This is a genomic window from Ignavibacteria bacterium, from assembly GCA_013177855.1.
GTDB lineage: Bacteria > Bacteroidota > Ignavibacteria > Ch128b > Ch128b > Ch128b.
Genome location: JABLYA010000006.1, coordinates 61512 through 81049 on the forward strand (window position 1 = coordinate 61512; position 19538 = coordinate 81049).

Sequence of the window (19538 nt, forward strand, 5' to 3'; positions counted from 1 at the left end):
TTTTAATTATTTTGTGTTGTAGATGATATCACCTCACTTGTTGATGGTATAGCAAATTGTCTATGTCTAATTAATTTAAAAATAATTGTAAATTCAAATGGTCTTGACTTTGACTCTTCTTCAAAATGAAATCTTAATGCTTTTTTCAAAATTAATGGTGTATCAGAAGCATTCGCTGTCCATGTTGCACCTGAATCATACATATCAGGTTTAAAATAAATCTGAATAGGTATTTTTTCAGTTTCTTGTGGACTTATTATGTGAATATTTTGAGTATTTTTATCAACAATAGTTGAACTCTGTCCAGCATTATTATATTCAATATATGGATGTATTGTAGCACCAAATCTTTTTGTGTTTGTTGTAGTTGACCATATATTTTCTGTTGGTGCAACACTTAGTAAAGCACTTGATAGTGAGCCACTTACATTTTTATAATCGGTTGCCAATGCATCATTATAACTTGTTAAATCACTTCCACCATATAATGTTATTTGCGAACCATCGATGTTTGCAGTATTATAAATATAAATATATTGATTTGCAAGTTGTGGATAAAGAAAACCATCACTACTAATAAACGAAGGTGCTGTTGGTCCAGTATTGATAATAGGACCTGTTAAAGCATTGGTTATTGTAAATAAACCTAAGTCATTTTCTTTTGAAACATTTTCAAGTTGTAAATAATAGTCTTGAATCATATAAACATTGTTTTGGAATACTTTTGATGTGTAACCACCAACACCAATTGATGAATTAAGAACCATATAATCTTCACAATTAACAACAACATTTATTACGGAACCATTAATTATTTCTGTTTCTTCTGTACCTTTAAATAATGTAACTTTAACTTCACCTTTAGCTCTCTTAATTGTTTCTTCAAGTGCTGTGATTTTATCACTCATTTGTTTTAAATAATCAAACAATGTCATAGTATTTCCGAAAGCATCTTTGAAAGAAGTTGCCAATGTTTTGTCAGTGTGTGCAAAATATTGTTCATTTACATAAAAAGAATCTCCTACATGTTTTAATACACCTTTTGAAGACAATTCATTTTCAAAAGAAACTCTCATTTCCTCTCTTGTTGCATCTTGTAAAATGAAAGCATTTTCACCAAGAACTTCATTCAAATTGTCAGGAAATTCTATTGTTATAATTTCACTCCAATCAGAATAAATAGGTGATTCTGGGTATCCAACTTCAGAAATACTTCTAATTCTAATATCCACCTTTTCATTTCTTTGAATTGGAATATCTAATTGATTGATATTAGGTGTATCAGCATCAGAAACATCTTCTATTTCCCAATACCAATTTCCTGTTGTATTATCATATGTTCTCTTTCTAATATCACTTTTTATCGAAACCCATTGAGAAAAATATGCTGTTTTTACAGTAAACTGTTGATTGTTAGGTAATGATGTAGTACTTACTGTGCTTTTCTTCATTTCAAAACCATCTGTGGTATTATCTGTTCCTAATTTTGAACCATAACGATATTGTATTTCAAATCCAATAACTTCTTGTGGTCTATATCCTGATTTTAAAATAGGATCTGGAATATCCCAAAAACCTCTTACTCTAAATTTTGGATCAGAAGTTTGTTCTGCTCTTGAATTTGTAATTTGTGAAACATATGATGAATATAATTTTGTTTCACTTTCTTGTTGTTGAATTAACTTATTTAATTCATTCTGAGCTTTTGATTTCTCAGCTGCAGATTTGAATGATTTTGTATTCAATTCTACTTTTTTCTGAATAATAGCTTGGTCTATTTCTGATAGTTTAGATTTTGTTGAATTCTTTTGTGCATGTAATTTTTTTAAAGTCTTAAAATCTTTTGTATCAGTTAAATGTTTATTAATCTGAACAACTTTAAAATTATCAGAAATTAATATTGGTTTATTTGGTTTAGATGCATATTGAGTTGGTATTCTTTTAGAAACCATATCTTTTAATATTGCACCATAATCATATACATAATTTAAATAGAAATCAGTCATACCTAAACTATTATCTGTATCTAGTACTAAATCATTAGTATAAAAAGCCATACCTTTTGACCAACTTGCACAAATAATATTGTTATCTGTGTTAATAGGTTTTAGGAAAATTACATTATATTCATCAAAACCAATTGTTACTTTTACTTTTGAATTGGATTCTAATGTTGAATAAAATTCTAATACACCTGTACCAATAGGAATAGGATCATATCCTTCTATTCTTTCAACTGAAATTCTAAATAAAGATGAAGATGTATTAATTTCCAAAACTCTATATTTTGTATAAGAATTTGCTACATTTACTGATAATATATCACCAACAGCTAATGTTCTTGTATTTGAATTTCTATCATAGTATGTCAATGTATTTAGATGATACCATAATTTATTATTGATACTATCTCTTTCTATTTTTAATACATTAAAATAACCTTTATAATTTATTACTTTGTAATTTAAATCAAAATATTGATCGTCTCTATATAAATTTTCATTTTCCTTATCAAGAATACCTAAATTTGTAGGATTGTTTAACCAATTTAAAAATGTTTCGATTGTAAAATCATTTCTATTTAAAAAATTATTTTCAAAACTTGTTAAAGAGTTTTGTCCATTCGTAGTTAATGTACCATCTTCATTCTTTTCAAATTTTAAAATATATCTTCTTGATAATACTTTATTCACATTATCAGTAATTTGACCTGTCAAATCTAATTCAATACTTAATGTAGGATTTATTAAACCTTCAAAAAACCAATTATTATTTTGAGAAAAAATTGAAGGTATATTTAAATTTCCTATTTGTGTTGGTTCTCTATTTAAATCGACTGATTTAATCTTTCTACTAGTGTTCTCATCTATAATTATAACAGAATTATCACCTTCTATTGTTGTTAATTTTTTAATATTTGAATTAGCAATATCAATCTCTTTTTTTAACCAACCAACTGTTGGTAATTCAAATTTAATAACTCTACCATCATCTTCTTGGTAATTTACTGTTACACTATTTTTATTTGAAGCAACAATATCATTTAATTTTGTTAATACTTCAACATTGTTTTTATTTAACTGAGCAATTTTTTCTAAAATAGAAATGAAACTATTTTTTTGTGTCATAAAGATAAAATTATATTTTATTCTATATATAAAATAAGTCAAACTAAAAGAAAAAAAATAATAAAATAAGAAGGAATCATGATCTTGCACTTTCCTTGATAAGGAATTAATTATCACTATTGTATTTGGGCTTTTAACTTGATATAAAAATGTGCATATTTATCAGTTAGCCTAACATAATAATAACATTTATCCGTCCAGTTAAAGTTTCTGGACCATTGAGTCGTATAAATCCTAAGTTTATCTTCATTTCTATCTTCTTGTTTGAATATATCAATAGGATAAGTACTTTTTATTCTTCTTTCATCAAGTATTTCTATATCTTTTTCTTTTACATCAAAAAGAGTGTGAAAATCTGTTTTTATAAGTTGTAATTGTTTCAGATTTTTTAAATTACTATTTTCAATAACATTTCTTATAGTTTTCATACATTTTTTACTGTAAAGTTTTTTGAAATCTTCGTTAGTTGTTTTAAATTTTCCAACTTTATAAATATATCTATTAGTTTCATCGTAAAAACCGTAAAACACTGAATAATCTTTAACAGCAAAGAAAAATGATAATCTTTTATCTTTTAATGTAACCAAAGTCATGTATGCTGTTTTTAGTGATTTTTTCCTTTTCAGAGAATCAAGTATTTCTTGTTTTTTTGTTATTCTTTCAGTGGTAAAAAAATACCAATAATCAGATGTATTATAATAATCTTGCTTTATAAATAATAAATCAAAATCAGTTATAATATCTAAAAAAATATCAAAACCGTGTTTACCTGATAATTCTATTTTATTTTCTAGCATATTGGATCGTCTATGTATTCAAATTTTATATTTATTTTAAATATAATTTACAGCATCAGAAAATGCTTTAACTAATTTTTTATCATCCAAACTTTTAAGTTTGTTATAAGACACATCAGATAATTCTTTTTTTATCTTTGTCAATAATTGTCTATATTCTTTTGCGTTTTTAAATTTTCCAATTTCACTTATATAAGGTTCAATAGCTGTAGATAATTCATCCTCAATTATATACTTTAAATTTTCATTAACAAATTCAGAATATTTCATAATTTTTCTTTCCATTTTGTTTAATGCTCTATCACCATTTATTTGATTTGGTTCTTGTGAATTATCACTACCTTTAATATTGGACGATTTTAATATCATTTCACCACATTCTTCAATAGATAATCCGTTATTAAAATTTTTATTTACAACAGCTTGTAAATTATCTTTTTGTAATTCTTTTATTAATTCATCAATTTCTTCAGGATTTTGTACAGTTTTCTTTATATATTCTTGTACTTCTTCAAAATATTCATTTATATTCATATTTTACAGATAATATTTTAAGTATATATTAAAATCTAAAAGTAATTTATAAAAAATATGACTTTTAAATATTTCAAATTTATTGGCTCAAATCTAATCAACTCCCTATTTTATTGTATATGTATATTGTTATTTATCAAAAAAATTTTTATTTTATATAACTTCATGCTTTTTTCTTCCATTTCTATTACTAAAGAAAGATTGAAATTAAATTAATGGATTAAAAATTATTAAAAAATAAATGGTTAGATGAAATATAAAAACATATAAAACCAAAAATAAAAAATCATATATATTAAAACAAAAAAAAAATTAATGGTCAAAATTAATAATATAAATATTTATTTTCCTTTAAAATTAAAACCAAGAGAACAACAATTAGAAGCATTAAATTTCCTAAAACAAAGTATAAATAATGGTAAAAGATATTGTTTATTAAATTTACCAACAGGTAGTGGAAAAAGTTATTTAATAATGATGTTTGCCAATTGGTATAGAAATTTTGTAAATAAATATGCTAAATTTGATATTCTTACAAACTCAAAAATTCTTCAAAATCAATATATAAACGAATTTCCTTTTATAAAAGATTATAGAGGAAAAAGTAATTTTTATTGTGATCCACATGACACAACAGTTAATAATGGGAAAAGCATTTGTTCTGTACTTGGTCCTTATTGTGGTATAGAATGTCCGTATGAAAATGCTAAAAAAATATGGCAAGATTCAGATATAGGACTAACAAATTTCCATTTATTCAATACTATAGCAATTTATGCTAAGAAAATATTAGAAGGTCGTGATTCACATGTTCTTGTAATAGATGAAGCTCATGATTTTGAATCTGTATTTTGTGATTTTATTACAATTTCGATGTCTGCAAAATCATTAAAAAAATATGGTTTTGATTTGAAGGAAATAGAAGACTATGATAATAGGATAAGTAGAATAAAAAAGATTTCTGATTTTATAGGTTTTATAAAACATCAATTTGTACAGGATGTAACTAATAAGTACAATTGGTTAGAAGAAAAGATAAAAAATGCTACACCAAAATTAAGACTAGAATATTCTGGATATAAATCTCATTGTGAGAACCAATTATTTAAATTTGATTATCTTATAAAAGAGTTTGAAAAGAAACCTGATAATTGGATTTTAGATATAACAAAAACAAATGATAAAATGTATTCTGGTCTTTTACTTGAAGCCAAACCAGTATGGGGTAATGATTATATAAAAGAAAAAATTTTTAATAAGTACGACCATGTTATTTTTATGTCAGGTTCTATCTTAGATAAAACAATGTTTTCATACATAAATGGTTTGGAAACAGAACTAACAACTTATTTTGAAGTACCTTCAACATTTCCATTAAATCGTAGACCTATCTATTATTTGAAACTTGGAAAAATGACTTGGGAACAAAAGGAAAAAACATTTAAAGAACAATTAAAATATATTGATAAAATACTCAAAAAGAACAAAGATAGAAAAGGTATAATTCATTCTGGTTCATATGAATTTACACAATGGTTACAAGAACAATATATTAATAAACGACTTATATTTCATACACCAGATAATCGTGATGAAATGTTGGATAAGCATATTAATTCGGATAAACCTACCGTAATAGTCTCACCATCTATGATTTCAGGAGTGGATTTAAAAGATGATTTAAGTAGATTTCAGATTATATTGAAAATTCCTTTTCCATTTTTAGGTTCTGAAAAGATTAAACAGCGTCAGAAAACTAAACCAGAATGGTATTCTTGGAAAACTGTTTGCAATTTAATACAAATGTCAGGACGTTCAATAAGAAGTCATGAAGATTGGGCTGAAACATTTATATTAGATAGTAGTTTGAGTGATTTATTAAAATATAATAGCAAATTGATACCACGATGGTATTCAGATTCTATAAGAGAATTGAAGATATAAAAAACCACTTTTCAGTGGCTTTTTATTTTATTTTCGTTGAATCATCTAATGAATCTTTAGACCATAAAGCCTGGTAACTGCAAGGTCATCGGATTTTTTCGTGTGTGGACTTTTTGTCTATCACTCTATGTGTTATACGCATTTTTATCTATCAATTTATTACAAATTCCTCAATTACTTTTTTGTTATACGCTTTCCAACCTCCTCGAAAATCACGACTTGAACGTTCTATAAATTGTTGCATTTCTGCCGAATTTAATTTATTTAATAAAAAATTATAATCACCGTTGTATTTTATGTAATAACCTGAATATATAGTGCTTTCTTCGTTTTCATAAAATATAAATTTTGGCGTTTTATTCATTGGTGAAAATATAATTTTCTTACCAAAACTTGTATTCAAACCTGCGACCTGCCAAAAGCATACCAAGGTTTTATTGGTTTTCCATTGTCTCTTTTTGCTAATTCGTTTTTTACAGAAATCAAATAATCGTAACATAATGGAAATTTTTCTTGTAAAATATTTTCTGAAATTATTTGATTTTTTCCATTGATTTTTTGATATGGAAAAATAATATATTCTTTAATTTCATCGTCAGAACTTTTTAATGTTGAACCTTTTACAATTGGCTTCAAAATTTCTTTTTCAATTTTTATTTTTCCTTTCAGTTTTGTATTTGCAAAAACATATTTTTCGTCAATTTCTGTGATTGAAAAGATATATGCTTTGTCGCAAAGTGTTGTAATACCTACATGAATATTACAAATATCTTTTAATTTTTTCCCTTTTTGTTTTGTAAATTTTCTGTTGTAAGTTGCCAAAATTTTTTATTTGTAAGTTCTTTTATTTCAATAATTTTCTCTTTAAAATTTGTTTTGCTTGTTGCGTGCTGATAATTTACTGTTTCGTGTTTTTGTTTGTTAAAAATAGTAATTGCATTGTAGGTTGTAGCATTATCAAATAATTGAATTTGAGCATAATTAGTAATTTGTGAAATACATTTTTTTGATGCAAAACTATCTCTCATTTTTTTGCTGTTTCAGTGTAAAAATAGGTATTTGGTGTAATTAGTCCGCAAATTCCATTTTCGTTGAGTAAATTATAACACAATTCAAAAAAAGCAATAAAAATATCGGTTGAACCATTGTTACAAAAAGTATAATTTTGTTGTATAAATTTACGTTGATTTTCATCTAAATGTTGAATACGAATATACGGCGGATTTCCAACTATAAAATCAAATTTCTGGTTTTGTGATTGTTGAAAAATATCAGTTTTTGTTAGTTTCTCTATTGAATTACAAATTTCTAAATTCCAATTGACGTTTATATCAAAATTTTTGATTAGTTCGTTTAGGTTTTCTTTACATTCTTTAATTGCCTGTTTATCAATATCCCAACCGTAAATTTTTTCTAAATTTTCTTTTAAATTTTCTTTTGGCGAAATATTTATAATTCTTTGTGCTACAATAGTTAAAAATCTACCATCACCGCAAGCGGGGTCTAAAATAGATTTTCCAAGAATTTCAACAGAATTATAATTTATGTCATCAAGAATTTTATTGACAATAAATACTGGTGTATAAACTTTACCATTTAATTTTTTATTATCGTAAACTTTTGAAAGTGATGCCATTATTTTCTCGTTTTAAAAATTTCTTATAATTTTCAATTTCTGAAAATAAATTCACTATTGAGAGTTTTATTTTCTTATGATGTTGAAGCAGTTAATAAAAATTTTGGCAAAAACTTTATAAAAGTCTATAAAATTGCTTGTAAAAGGGAAAAAATTAAACCAGATCCAAAAGTTCTTAAACTTGAAGATAAAGATATGTATTATATTATTAACTATTGGTCAAAGATATTTAAAAAGAGATTTGAATATTTAAAAAAGAAACTAAAACTTGAACAAATAAAAGACAAATAAAAAACCCTTTTCAATTAAGAAAAGGGTTTAATTTTTTCTATACTATTAGGATTACTTCTTTACTTCTATTTTAATAGTGTCAATTTTTGCAACTGTGTCATTTGCAACTGTGTCAAGAGCAACAACTTTAGTAGAATCGATTTTGCAAGTATCAGCAGTATCTTCATCAACTACTTCTGAAACAGGAGAACAAGCCATCATAAATGCCAATCCTAATAATAAAAAGAATTTTTTCATATTATAATACTTAATTATTTTTTGTTTTTTTATTACTTTGAGGGTAATAAAAACATCATATATATAGATTTAAAAATGTCAAAAGTTGATAAATTTAATATTTTATTTGTTTATTAGCATTCCATTAACAAAAAACCCTCCGAAGAGGGTTTTTTTATTGTTTAATGTTCATAATTTTTTAATTATTGTTTATCTTATTTATCGATTTCTACGAAAATATTATTATAATTGGATTGATTAGTTGTTCTATAATAGCTGGCAGCTTTACTTATTTTTTGATAAGCAACAGTAATACCTTCACCATTTGCAGCAAAGTTCATTGATTTGCCTGCAGCAATACCTATACTACCCGCTGTCATTATAGCATCTTGATTTGCGGCAAGAAAAATAAAATTCCATTTGAATTCTTTTTCCATTTCTTCAATCATCATCTTGATTTTTTCACGGCTGTATTCTCTTGAAGAGTTTTCTTCACCGTCTGTTAAGATAACACATAATGTTTTATCTGGACGATTGTTTGGGTTTTGTGCAAGGAAATCCAATTCAGAATCAATCGTTTTGCCTATTGCATCATAGAGAGCGGTTCCACCTCTTGGTACATAGGTTTTATTTGTCATAGGTTTTACATTTTTTATATCAACATTATTAACAACTTTTGAAAATTCTGTATCAAAAAGAAAGATATCCATATTGGCTACATCATCTAATTCTTGTTGTTCTTTTAGAAATGTGTTGAAACCTCCAATAGCATCTTCGATGATTGAACTCATTGAGCCAGATCTGTCTAATATACATATAATTTTTGTTTTCATTTTAAAATTTGTTATTTTTTTGAAAATTCCATAATATCTTTCTTAATGGGTAAACCACATTTTGGACAGAATTTCCAATTTGATTTTCTAATTCTATAACCACAACCAGTACAATAATTTCTAATTTCTTTTATATCAGTTGTTCTTTGTGAATTAGGTTTTAATTGATAAATAATAGTATGAAATGGGTAGGTTTCAAAATTCATATCAATCTGTGTTAGGTTTTGATTTGATTCAGGTCCCATTTCTACTCTACCAGTTTCAATTAAAGAACTAGTTGAAACCGAACTTTTTAATGGTGCTGTATTAGTTGAATATTGAAAATCAAAATCACCTGTGTATGTACCACTAACATAGCCACCATAAAAAGTACCAATATTGTTATAATGTATGTTAGAAGTATTATAAAACATAAAAAGATTAATTTTCTCTTTGTAAAATTTAAATTCTACAAGTCCATTAACTGCAGCGGCTTGAACAGCGGCTGAGTTGTTACCATCAATTGTATAAGTTTCAAACTTCATCTTTTTCTTTTCGATATTTAGTTTCAAATGTTAAAAAAAGTTTTATTTTAATTTATAATCAATTTTTAATATATAATGTATATGTCAGCAGATAATATTGAAAAAATTATAGATGGTAGAAAACAATATGTATCATTCACAAGTGATGGTGCTTATCCTTTCTTTTTTTCAATTCCTAAAAAAATTGTAATTTTTGGTGATTGTGCAGATACACACGGTAAAATTGGTTTTATCAGATATCCAAAAGAATATAATGAAATACTAAAAATTCGAGAATGTCAACCTTTTTTAAAGGGTAGAATATGGATAAATGAAAAAATTATATCATTTTGGAATTACGATTTTGCAGACCTTATAGATATTGAAGAAAAGAAATTAAAATTCGAAAATATAACTGAAAGTAATACTCTAACATTCATGGAAACAATTAAGATTATTGAAGATTCATTCAATGAATTGGTAGATAATAATAGAAAATTGACAGATGAAGAAAAAGAAGATAACCCCAATTTAAGAGGTGAATGGTTATATCACAAAGATAATTCTCATAAAGAAAAATTAGATAAGAAAATACATATAGATAATAGTTGGTTTATTGATGTACCTGTAAAATGGTTCGGTGATGAAGGTGAAAATTATGAAGTATATGATATTAAATATTCACTTTTACCATTAAATAAATTTATAAAAGTGGCTTTAAAAAATATTGATACTATTGGTTCAGAAAAATTAAGAACCATACACTTACTAAATTATAAAGAAAAACAAGAATTGAAAAAGAAAGGTTGGGGTCGTGGTTGGGGTTCTGATTTAACCGCATGGGATGGTAAAAATCCCCTTTGGTGGAGACAAGTTAAGTATCAAGAAAATATAAATAACAATATGATAACAAAATTTAAATTATTTGAAAATCCTGATTATGTTAGTGAATTAGATTTAGGAACACATCAAGGCAGACCATTCGCTGTAAAAGATGGTATAGTAGAAGTTGGTAATCGTGGTGATTTCCATGAATATGCTGGATTAAGTGGTAATTATTCGGATATTAAATATCCTGGTAGAATATGGATAAAAGAGAAATGTATTGCTTTTTGGGTTTACCCATCACAAGACGAATTCAAAGATATTATAAATCAATTGGAAAATATATTAAAAATTAAAATATTTAATAATAATTGGTTTGTTGAAATATATGAAATGAATGATGGTATTGCTGGTATTGATATTGAAGCAGATGATAAATATATGTTTGACGATGCTTATAAAGGTGAAGGTGAATATAAACTTATACCTGTTGAAGAATATGTTGGCTCAAAAGATGTACCAGAAGAAGAAAGAGTAATTCACTTACTTTCTTGGGCAGAAAAACAAGCACTAAAAGCCAAAGGTTGGGGGCATGGCTGGGGATCTGATTTGACATCATGGGATTCAAAGAATCCATTGGCATGGCGACAAGCAAAATACCAAGAAAATGTAAAATATAAAAAATAAAAAAAAAGACCTCAATGAGGTCTTTTTTCATAGAGTGTAGCCTAGCAATGTAAATTATAATATAGATTGAATATATCTAAATTTATTTTCCATTTAAAATCCTTTTTAATTTTTGTTTTCTCTTTTCCATTTGATATTTTTGTTCCATTTCAACTTCATCTGCATAATTCCAAGAATGATTTACTATTTTTTTAGAACGATAAAACCATACTGGAGTTCCTAGTTTTGATATAAAATTATTGATTTTAAATGGCGATTTCCACGGCGATGCCTGAAGTACAGAATCAGCAAAAATACTCGTTACAACTACTTCCTCATCGAGCAAAAGATTTTTTTTAGCATTTAATTCTTCTTTTCAGTCTGGTTACATGCTGAAATAACGAATAAAAAAATTAAAAATAATACAAGAATTCTCATATTATCGATTCTTTGGAACGATACTCATAACAGGTATATCGGAGTTATGAATAATTTCCTTAGCCAACGAACCCACAAAATATTTAATAACTTCTGTTTCTTGTTGCGTCACAATCATAATAAGGTCGGCTTCAACTTTGTGCGAAAAATCGAGTAAAGCATTGCACATGTTTTCGTTACCCGAATCACTATTAATAAAGTTTTGAGTACATTCCACACCTTGACTCTTAATATAGTTACTAACCTGTTCAAGCTGCATTTTAAGATGATTCATAATATATGTATCCGAGGTTGTATTAAGGGTAACAGCATGAACCACAGAATTAAAATATTTAGCAAAGTATATAGCATAGGATACTTTTTCGCGAGTTTCTTTGGTTAAATCGAGCGGTAAAACTATATTTTTACATCCGGCACGATGATGTTTTCCCTTAATAGTTATAACAGGGAAAGTAGCTTCGCGAACAATTCTAAGTGCATTACTACCAATTACTTTTTGTTTAATATCGGTAGAGCTTGAAGTTCCGACAATTAAAAATTTTACCTTTAAGCGTTCGGCTGTATTGATAATAGTTTCGACTAATTTACCTTTTTCTACTAATAGAATTACTTTAACTTCCGATTTTTGTTCTATAAAACCAGCAAATTCAGTGAGTTTAATTTTTAGTTTTTCTTCAAAATCGCTTTGTTCCTTTTTGCTAAACAATCCCCATAAAGCATTATTTTCAGTAATAACGTGCAATATATAAATTTCAGCATTTACCATTCGAGCGATATTGTACGATTGGTCTAATGCAATCAACGATTGTTCGCCAAAATCAACAGGAACTAAAATTTTATTTTCACGATTTTCCATAACCATTTACTTTTTTGCTAAATACAAAAGTATAACTTTATTTTGAAAAAAAATCAAATGCCATAAAAATTATTCTATTTTCTTTGGATTCGATACTTTTTCGTTTAATAGAGCGATATTAAGTACTTCTTGAATGGTTTTAACATAGTGGAAATTCAATCCTTCGAGGTACATTTCTGGTATTTCTTCGATGTGTTTTTTATTTTCAGCTGAAAGTATAATTTCCTTAATATTAGCTCTTTTAGCTGCAAGAATTTTTTCTTTTATACCACCAACAGGGAGTACTTTGCCTCTTAAAGTAATTTCACCAGTCATAGCTATATGTGAAGCAACCTTGCGTTGTGTAAATGCAGAAGCAATTGCTGAAATCCCTATAATCTTAGGTGCTGGTAATAGAAAAGGATTTCTTGTTTGTTTTTGTTTTGCAATTTTGTTGTTAATAGTTGCAACTAGGTAATCATAATTTTTTGTTTTTAGTTAATAATCAGTGATTTTATTTCATAATACAAATGTACAATAATTTTTTTTTAATAAAAAAAAGCCAACACATATTTATTTAATTTTTAATAAACAATATGATTTTTCAGTATAAAAACCAATATTACATAAATCTAATTTTATAAAAAATTTTTTTTAAAGTTTAATTTTTATCTCACTTTTTTTCTAAAATTTTCTTTCTAAAGTACTTTGAAAATGTTTCTAATTTTTGTTGAACTCAATTCATGAATAAAAATAAGTTTTTGCACCGATTGCTATAAATAATATAATAGACACAAATGCTGTGATTAGCCAAAATGCTAATTTATTTTTATGAATAGGATTCATTACATCAAAACATATTTCCTCGCCTTTTTTGCTATTGTAGTATAAATTATCATCAACGAAATGTTGTTCAATATCCATACCATATCTCACATAAATAATATTTTGAATTTTTTTGTCATTTGTATCTGTGATTTGTTTCATATCTTCCACAATACCACATTTAGTTATCTGATTCTTTTTTGCATTTATTGTGTGTATGGCAAAAAAGATTGATATTATAAAAATAATAAATAATATAGGTAATTTCCATTTCCAAATAAATATAAATATTTTCTTAATATAACCTTTAAAATATCTCCAAATCGGATTTTCCATTATTGCTTCTAATTTTTCTTTTCTATTTTTCATTCTCTTTATTTTTTTAATTTACTACAAAATTACAAAAAATTATTAAATAAAAAAATCATTCCTTATAAAATTATAACTATATTATTACAAGGTAAATATTATCATATTAATTAAAAAAATATAAAATAATGTAACCTTTTACATTATTCAAGTTTTTTAATTTATTCAATTTATTTGAGGTTATCTATATTCGATATTATATTGGTAGATTGTTTTATATAATTTTTTAATGTATTATTTTTTTAACTACTACACTTTTATTGTCACTAAATTTAATTAAATAAAAACCTTTATTTATATCAATTGTTAAACGATAAACTATAGAATCATTTATTTCAAATTGTTGTTTTGTAATAATATTTCCATTTATATCGGTTAATTCTAACCATAAACGATTACCAGAAATATTATAAATATCAAAGTAAACTTTTGAATCATAACTTTGAAGAACTGATACAGAAAGCATTCCTTCTTTATTTGAAGAATTTACTGAAACAATACCCAATTCTTTCAGATATCCATCAAAATCATATTCTATCAACTTATAATAATTTATTTCATTTGGTGTATCATAATCAACAAAATTATAAGTTGTTAATTCGTTTGAAAATCCTTTAGATAAAACTTTTCCTATTGTAGTAAAATGATCCATGTCATATGTGGAACGTTGAATTAAATAATAGTTGCAATTTATCTCCGATGCTGTATGCCAAGTCAGATAAGTGTTATTATCTTTTTTTTCAGCTTTAAAATCAATTAACTCAACTGGTAGAGGTCCAACAATAGATTTAGCAATAGCAAAATCAGAAAAATTAGTTAGACTTTTTCTTTGTGCGGTTATCCAATCACTTCCCATTGATTGATCAGCATTATTATGTGTTCCTTCTGAAACCCAATCAACTGTATTATTTTGACGTTTTATAATTGCATGAGATGTAGCAATTGCACCAGCATTCGTATGTCCTCTAGAAGTTAAACTAACATCATAATTGTAAGTTCCTCCATTTGGAGTGATGGTCCAAAAACCATAATCAAGCAACTCATTTAATACACTACCATTTACTAATATATTTAAAGGAGTAATATCTATAGAACTTACATGAGGATTAGTAAATTTAGCATCAATATAATTTAAACCTACAGAAGAATTAAGTTTAATTGATGATAATTCGTAATAATTTTCTGTTCCAACAGGGAAATTATATGTCCCTGTAGAAGTAACATATCGTCTTAGATTACCATTAATATAGCTATTTGTTCCAAAACCACTTATAGCAGTAGTTGAGGTATTATTAATAGTTATACGATTAAAACCTGTAACAAGTATTCCACTTAATAAATTCAATAAATTATCAACATTAATATTTGCATTAATTGTAAATGTATTTGTATTTGAAATTTTATTTAAGGTTAAATTATAAAAAGTAATATCCGAAGAACTTGTTAAACTACTGTTATCATCTAAAATATTAACAACACCATTCGTTGCCGTTAAAGTTCCATTTTGAATAATATTACCATAAACATCCAATCGGCTCGCTGCATTATTCATTGTAAGTATTCTACCATTTTGTATTTCTATATTATTACATTCTGCACCTGATAAACCTGATGGTGGTGCACCTATAGTAGGTTCATTTGTAACACCTGTTGAAGGTATCTGAACATTAATGTATTTATCTGGAATTTCTAAATTTTGCCAATTTGCACAATCAAACCAATTTATATTTTTATTACCAACCCAGACACCATCTGAATATGAAGAAGGAAGTATAGTATATGTTTGTCCTTGATGAATGTTATTTGCAAAATATGTATTACAATCTATTCTTGAAGACCAATTGGTTGAAGTATTTAATCGCAATATCCATTCTCTTTTAGTGGCTGGTGTAGTAGGTCCAGTATATTCAATGAAATCGGTAGCCACACCAGGCATCATATTAAAACATTCCATAAATTCAATTAATCCTGAATGCTGAGTTGAGCTTGCAAATGAAGTCCAACTTGAATTTGTATTAAACGCATATAAATAAACTCCTGGTGTATAAATTGCATCATGACTTCCATTACTTGTTCCTTTATTCCAAGTTCCTCCTTGCATAAAATATAATTGATCACCTCCACTATTTAATACACAAGTTGTTCCTGCCCAACCAATATTTGTAAATGTCCAATTATTATCCGGATATATTCCTTCAAAATACGGAGAACTGTTATGTAATTTTATAGTAATAACTGTTCCTGCGTTTATTGTACTAGTTGTTCTTGTTATTTGATATGTGCCTTCAGAATTACCCCATTTATTTGCAATTGTTCTTTCATATCCATTATCAGTAATTATAAACACATCTCCCGGTTGAATATCCTTAAATATCATAAAACTTATTTGATCATCACCAGATCCATCACCCTGACAATTTGTATTTGAACAAATAGAAATTACTGCAAAATCACCTGGTTGAAAAGCCGTTGCTAAATAAATATCATATGTTAAGCTTATTGCAGAAGTTAAACCAGTACTACTTGCTGTCATTGTTAAACCTGTTCCTATAACTGTATGAACAATTCCTGAAAAAGTTGCAACACCTGATGAAGCAATTGCAGTCAAAGGACTACCTGTCATCGTTCCTGTACTTGTTAATGAAACTGTACCTGAAAAACCTTTATCAATATTTCCACATATATCAGTAGCAGATACAGTAACATTTGGTGTCATGGTTGAACCTAGCGGAGTAGATATGGGTTGCTGTGTAAAAACTAATTGACTTGCCACAATATCTATTTCATTTCTTGGTGCAGTACTTGAAGAAGAAGCTGCAGTAAAGCTGGATTTCTGAGAACTGGTTGTAGAACTAGCGGTTGTAAAATTTGTATTTGATATACTAAATCTAAAATAATCACCATCGTCATTTCCAGAACCTAAAGGACAACGAACCGTCAGTCGAACAGTTATGGTTTTACTGTTATTATCTGGTACTATAATATTTAAACTGCTAAAATTGGCTTGTGAGTTTGTAAGGTTGGCATTTCCGTATTGTAACGACCCCACATTAGTAGATCCATCAAATAAATCAATCGATTCAATAGCAGTTGACCAGTCTAAACCTGAAGAATTAAGGTTAGAAATAATGATTCCAGTAACTATTGTAGGTAAATTATCTACATCACCCGAATCCCCGCCATCACGAATAGTAAATTGCCATACCTGAGTTCCTTGTACAGAAGTTAATGGACCAGGTGTATTAATAATAGAAGAAACAGAAGTCGATTCTGAACCAGAAACAGAAATTACATCCGAAGAATTAGATGCTGTTACAGTTCCATTGCAAGTAATTGTTTTTGTAGTAGCATTTGTTGCCGTACAGTTTATTACTTCTGAATTATATGTACCTATAGGCAGACCGGCTTTTAATCTAACATAGATAGTGGTGGATGATAATGTGCCTGAAGTAGGAGTAAGTGTTAACGAACTTCCAAAACCTGAGCCACTTGAAGTTGATATTTCATAATCAGTTGGAGCCGTTAAACTGACATTTGAAATTAAATTTGTTCCTGATATAGTAAACGTTTGATTTGATGATGGTCCTGTCGTTACAATATATGAAAAACTTGTTAATGTTGTTGGCGAAACAGTTAATGTTGGGGTAAAAACTGTCCCACTACAACTTACATTTTTTGTCGTTGCTCCAGTGCTTGTACAACTAATATTCTCACTATTGTAATTTCCTGCTGAAAGTCCAGATTTTAAACGTACATAAATTGTGGTATTTGGAACATTTCCTCCAGATTGGTTTAGTGTTATTGAACTCGGATTTGAAATAAAACCACTACCTGAAGTTGTAGATATTTCATAGTCTGTTGGAGGTGTCAAAACTATGTCATTTGTTAAATTGGAACCTGAAATTGTAAATGTTTGTTCTGCTGAAGGACCTGCACCAAAATTATAATTTAAAGAGGTTAAAGAGGTTGGAGAAATAGTAATAGTAGGAACAGGAGAATATGGTGAGATCAAAATATCATCTATATAAACTGTTGCAGCCGTTCTATAAAATTGAACAAGAACATTTGAAGCACTTGTATTAATTATTGCAGTTTTTAATACAGGTGAGCCTGTCGTTAATGAAAAAGGTGAGCCTGTCGCTGGATTCCAAGTACTTCCTCCATCAGTTGAATAATTAACCTGAACGCTACCTGATGTTGTGCTGCTTGAAGCGTAAAAAGTAACTGTTGAAACACCTCCCGATGGAATATTAGGTGAAGTTATTTGTGCACCAGTTTGACTTCTTAATTGGCAAGAATATGTTCCCGAATTAACGCCTGTTGTTCCTCTAATTACTCCATTTGCCTGTCCTGTCCATGTTCCTGAAGCTAAAATATAGGAAGTAACAGATGAATATGATGTTGGCAAACCAGTTTCAAATCCCTCGCTAATTTGACATACTGATTTATTAAAAATAAATATCAAAACAAAACAATATTTTAAAATTTTCATCATATATATTTAAACGTTTAAAACAACCAAAAAGTTTAATTTTACATCAATGTTGTCATACTGACAATCGGTTTAAGTCGTTTTTAAAAATTCTTTTATTTTGCGTATGATTTGTTATAATTAGTTACACTTTTGTATATTATCTTTCTCTATCGTATTTAAAATATCTTCGTGTGTAATATAAATTACATTATATTCACCACATATTTTAACTGATATATAATTAAAGTATCCATATAATTCTGCTAACTTTATAGCCTTTAACATTAATTGGCTATTAATCTCCATTTTATATATTAATTTAAATATAAAGTTTTATTGCAATCAAAAATAATTTTGTTTTTTATAGTTATAAATTAAAAAAGTCCAATAATTTTTATTGGACTTTTTTAATTTATTAAAAATGTTTTAAAATTTCACATATACAGTTTTACCATCAACCATCTTTGATCTTAATGTTTCTTTTCTATTTTTTCCTTCATTATATGAAAAATGAACCCAATCAGGATTATTATCATTTCCAAACTCCCATATAAGTTGGTCAAATTCTAAATTATCCAATATATAATGAAACATTTCTTTATTGGTTTTATAACCATAAGTGTCATCAATATCAAATGCGGCACCATTATTGGCTAAATGTTGTGATGAATTGGCTCCACCAATCTTCTTATTTAATTTATCTGATCTAAAACAAGATGAAATGTAAATAGGTCCACCTACCCATTCTCTTAATGGTTCAAAAATTTTATCAGCTGCTAATTTAATATTAGACAATTGTTTTTCGTTTGGTGTATTGTCAATATTGTTTTTAATAGCAGTTTGGCTATAAGTTACTTCTTTATAAGTTAAATGCTTTGAAATATTTTCTGGCATATTTGTTAATTATTTTTTACATAAATTCTAATGGAAAATTGGTTACACAAGCTTTAATATAATCAATAAATTCTTCATCAAGTTCACCGTCAGCGATTAATTCATCAATATTGTTTTCATCTATGTAACCTTCATATGTCCATAATACATCATTATCTATATCTATTAATTTCCACTCAGTTGTTTGAGATGATTCTGGTTGATTATAACATTCTATACGATCAATACCATCTGGGTTTTGATCAAAATAGTATGTGTACAAAATAGATACACTTGATATTCTTGGTTCATCACCATATCCTTCATTAAATTTTTTCATGTGTTTCATTT

General features: G+C 27.0%; 16 protein-coding genes and 1 pseudogene. 3 read left to right on the plus strand and 14 right to left on the minus strand.

Going from position 1 to position 19538, the window contains the following annotated elements:
• Positions 1-2 precede the first annotated feature (2 nt).
• The 3 genes from HPY57_14025 to HPY57_14035 all read right to left on the minus strand — a co-directional run bounded on the left by HPY57_14025 (position 3) and on the right by HPY57_14035 (position 4459).
• The gene (locus tag HPY57_14025; GenBank protein ID NPV12885.1) at positions 3-3128 is read right to left on the minus strand and encodes a hypothetical protein; all 3126 of its coding nucleotides are present in this window, start codon (positions 3126-3128) and stop codon (positions 3-5) included.
• Positions 3129-3244: 116 nt separating this feature from the next.
• On the minus strand, positions 3245-3925 hold the full coding sequence (locus HPY57_14030; protein ID NPV12886.1) for a hypothetical protein: 681 nt from the start codon (positions 3923-3925) through the stop codon (positions 3245-3247).
• A 36-nt stretch (positions 3926-3961) separates the two neighbouring features.
• A complete protein-coding gene (locus tag HPY57_14035; protein NPV12887.1) occupies positions 3962-4459 on the minus strand; it encodes a hypothetical protein in 498 nt (165 codons plus the stop codon).
• 315 nt (positions 4460-4774) lie between these two features.
• Between HPY57_14035 and HPY57_14040 the strand changes: the two genes are divergently transcribed.
• Positions 4775-6403 (plus strand): DEAD/DEAH box helicase family protein, encoded by a 1629-nt coding sequence (locus HPY57_14040; protein ID NPV12888.1) that lies wholly within the window; start codon positions 4775-4777, stop codon positions 6401-6403.
• A 151-nt stretch (positions 6404-6554) separates the two neighbouring features.
• Here HPY57_14040 and HPY57_14045 read toward each other — a convergent pair.
• Positions 6555-8039 (minus strand): annotated as a pseudogene (locus HPY57_14045) (N-6 DNA methylase).
• 57 nt (positions 8040-8096) lie between these two features.
• Between HPY57_14045 and HPY57_14050 the strand changes: the two are divergent.
• Positions 8097-8330 carry a hypothetical protein gene (locus HPY57_14050; protein ID NPV12889.1) on the plus strand — a complete coding sequence of 78 codons (234 nt, stop codon included), beginning with the start codon at positions 8097-8099 and terminating at the stop codon, positions 8328-8330.
• A gap of 51 nt (positions 8331-8381) precedes the next feature.
• On the opposite strand, the gene HPY57_14055 is transcribed toward HPY57_14050, so the two are convergent.
• The 3 genes from HPY57_14055 to HPY57_14065 form a co-directional block, all read right to left on the minus strand.
• On the minus strand, positions 8382-8531 hold the full coding sequence (locus HPY57_14055) for a hypothetical protein (GenBank protein ID NPV12890.1): 150 nt from the start codon (positions 8529-8531) through the stop codon (positions 8382-8384).
• Between the two features lie 230 nt (positions 8532-8761).
• The gene (locus HPY57_14060) at positions 8762-9379 is read right to left on the minus strand and encodes a VWA domain-containing protein (protein NPV12891.1); all 618 of its coding nucleotides are present in this window, start codon (positions 9377-9379) and stop codon (positions 8762-8764) included.
• 11 nt (positions 9380-9390) lie between these two features.
• On the minus strand, positions 9391-9903 hold the full coding sequence (locus HPY57_14065) for a hypothetical protein (protein ID NPV12892.1): 513 nt from the start codon (positions 9901-9903) through the stop codon (positions 9391-9393).
• Between the two features lie 81 nt (positions 9904-9984).
• Between HPY57_14065 and HPY57_14070 the strand changes: the two genes are divergently transcribed.
• Positions 9985-11394 (plus strand): hypothetical protein, encoded by a 1410-nt coding sequence (locus tag HPY57_14070; protein ID NPV12893.1) that lies wholly within the window; start codon positions 9985-9987, stop codon positions 11392-11394.
• An 82-nt stretch (positions 11395-11476) separates the two neighbouring features.
• Here the strand turns inward: HPY57_14070 and HPY57_14075 are convergent, their stop codons facing one another.
• The 7 genes from HPY57_14075 to HPY57_14105 form a co-directional block, all read right to left on the minus strand.
• Positions 11477-11719: a hypothetical protein gene (locus HPY57_14075; GenBank protein ID NPV12894.1), complete on the minus strand. Its 243-nt coding sequence runs from the start codon at positions 11717-11719 to the stop codon at positions 11477-11479.
• A 93-nt stretch (positions 11720-11812) separates the two neighbouring features.
• On the minus strand, positions 11813-12667 hold the full coding sequence (locus tag HPY57_14080) for a universal stress protein (protein ID NPV12895.1): 855 nt from the start codon (positions 12665-12667) through the stop codon (positions 11813-11815).
• Between the two features lie 69 nt (positions 12668-12736).
• Positions 12737-13108 carry a hypothetical protein gene (locus HPY57_14085; protein NPV12896.1) on the minus strand — a complete coding sequence of 124 codons (372 nt, stop codon included), beginning with the start codon at positions 13106-13108 and terminating at the stop codon, positions 12737-12739.
• Positions 13109-13387: 279 nt separating this feature from the next.
• Entirely contained in the window at positions 13388-13840 is a 453-nt protein-coding gene (locus HPY57_14090; protein ID NPV12897.1) for a hypothetical protein, read from the minus strand.
• A 226-nt stretch (positions 13841-14066) separates the two neighbouring features.
• Entirely contained in the window at positions 14067-18248 is a 4182-nt protein-coding gene (locus HPY57_14095; GenBank protein ID NPV12898.1) for a T9SS type A sorting domain-containing protein, read from the minus strand.
• Between the two features lie 492 nt (positions 18249-18740).
• Complete coding sequence (locus HPY57_14100; GenBank protein ID NPV12899.1) at positions 18741-19208, minus strand: peptidase M15; 468 nt, start codon at positions 19206-19208, stop codon at positions 18741-18743.
• Positions 19209-19224: 16 nt separating this feature from the next.
• On the minus strand, positions 19225-19536 hold the full coding sequence (locus tag HPY57_14105; GenBank protein ID NPV12900.1) for a hypothetical protein: 312 nt from the start codon (positions 19534-19536) through the stop codon (positions 19225-19227).
• Between the last annotated feature and the right edge of the window lie 2 nt (positions 19537-19538).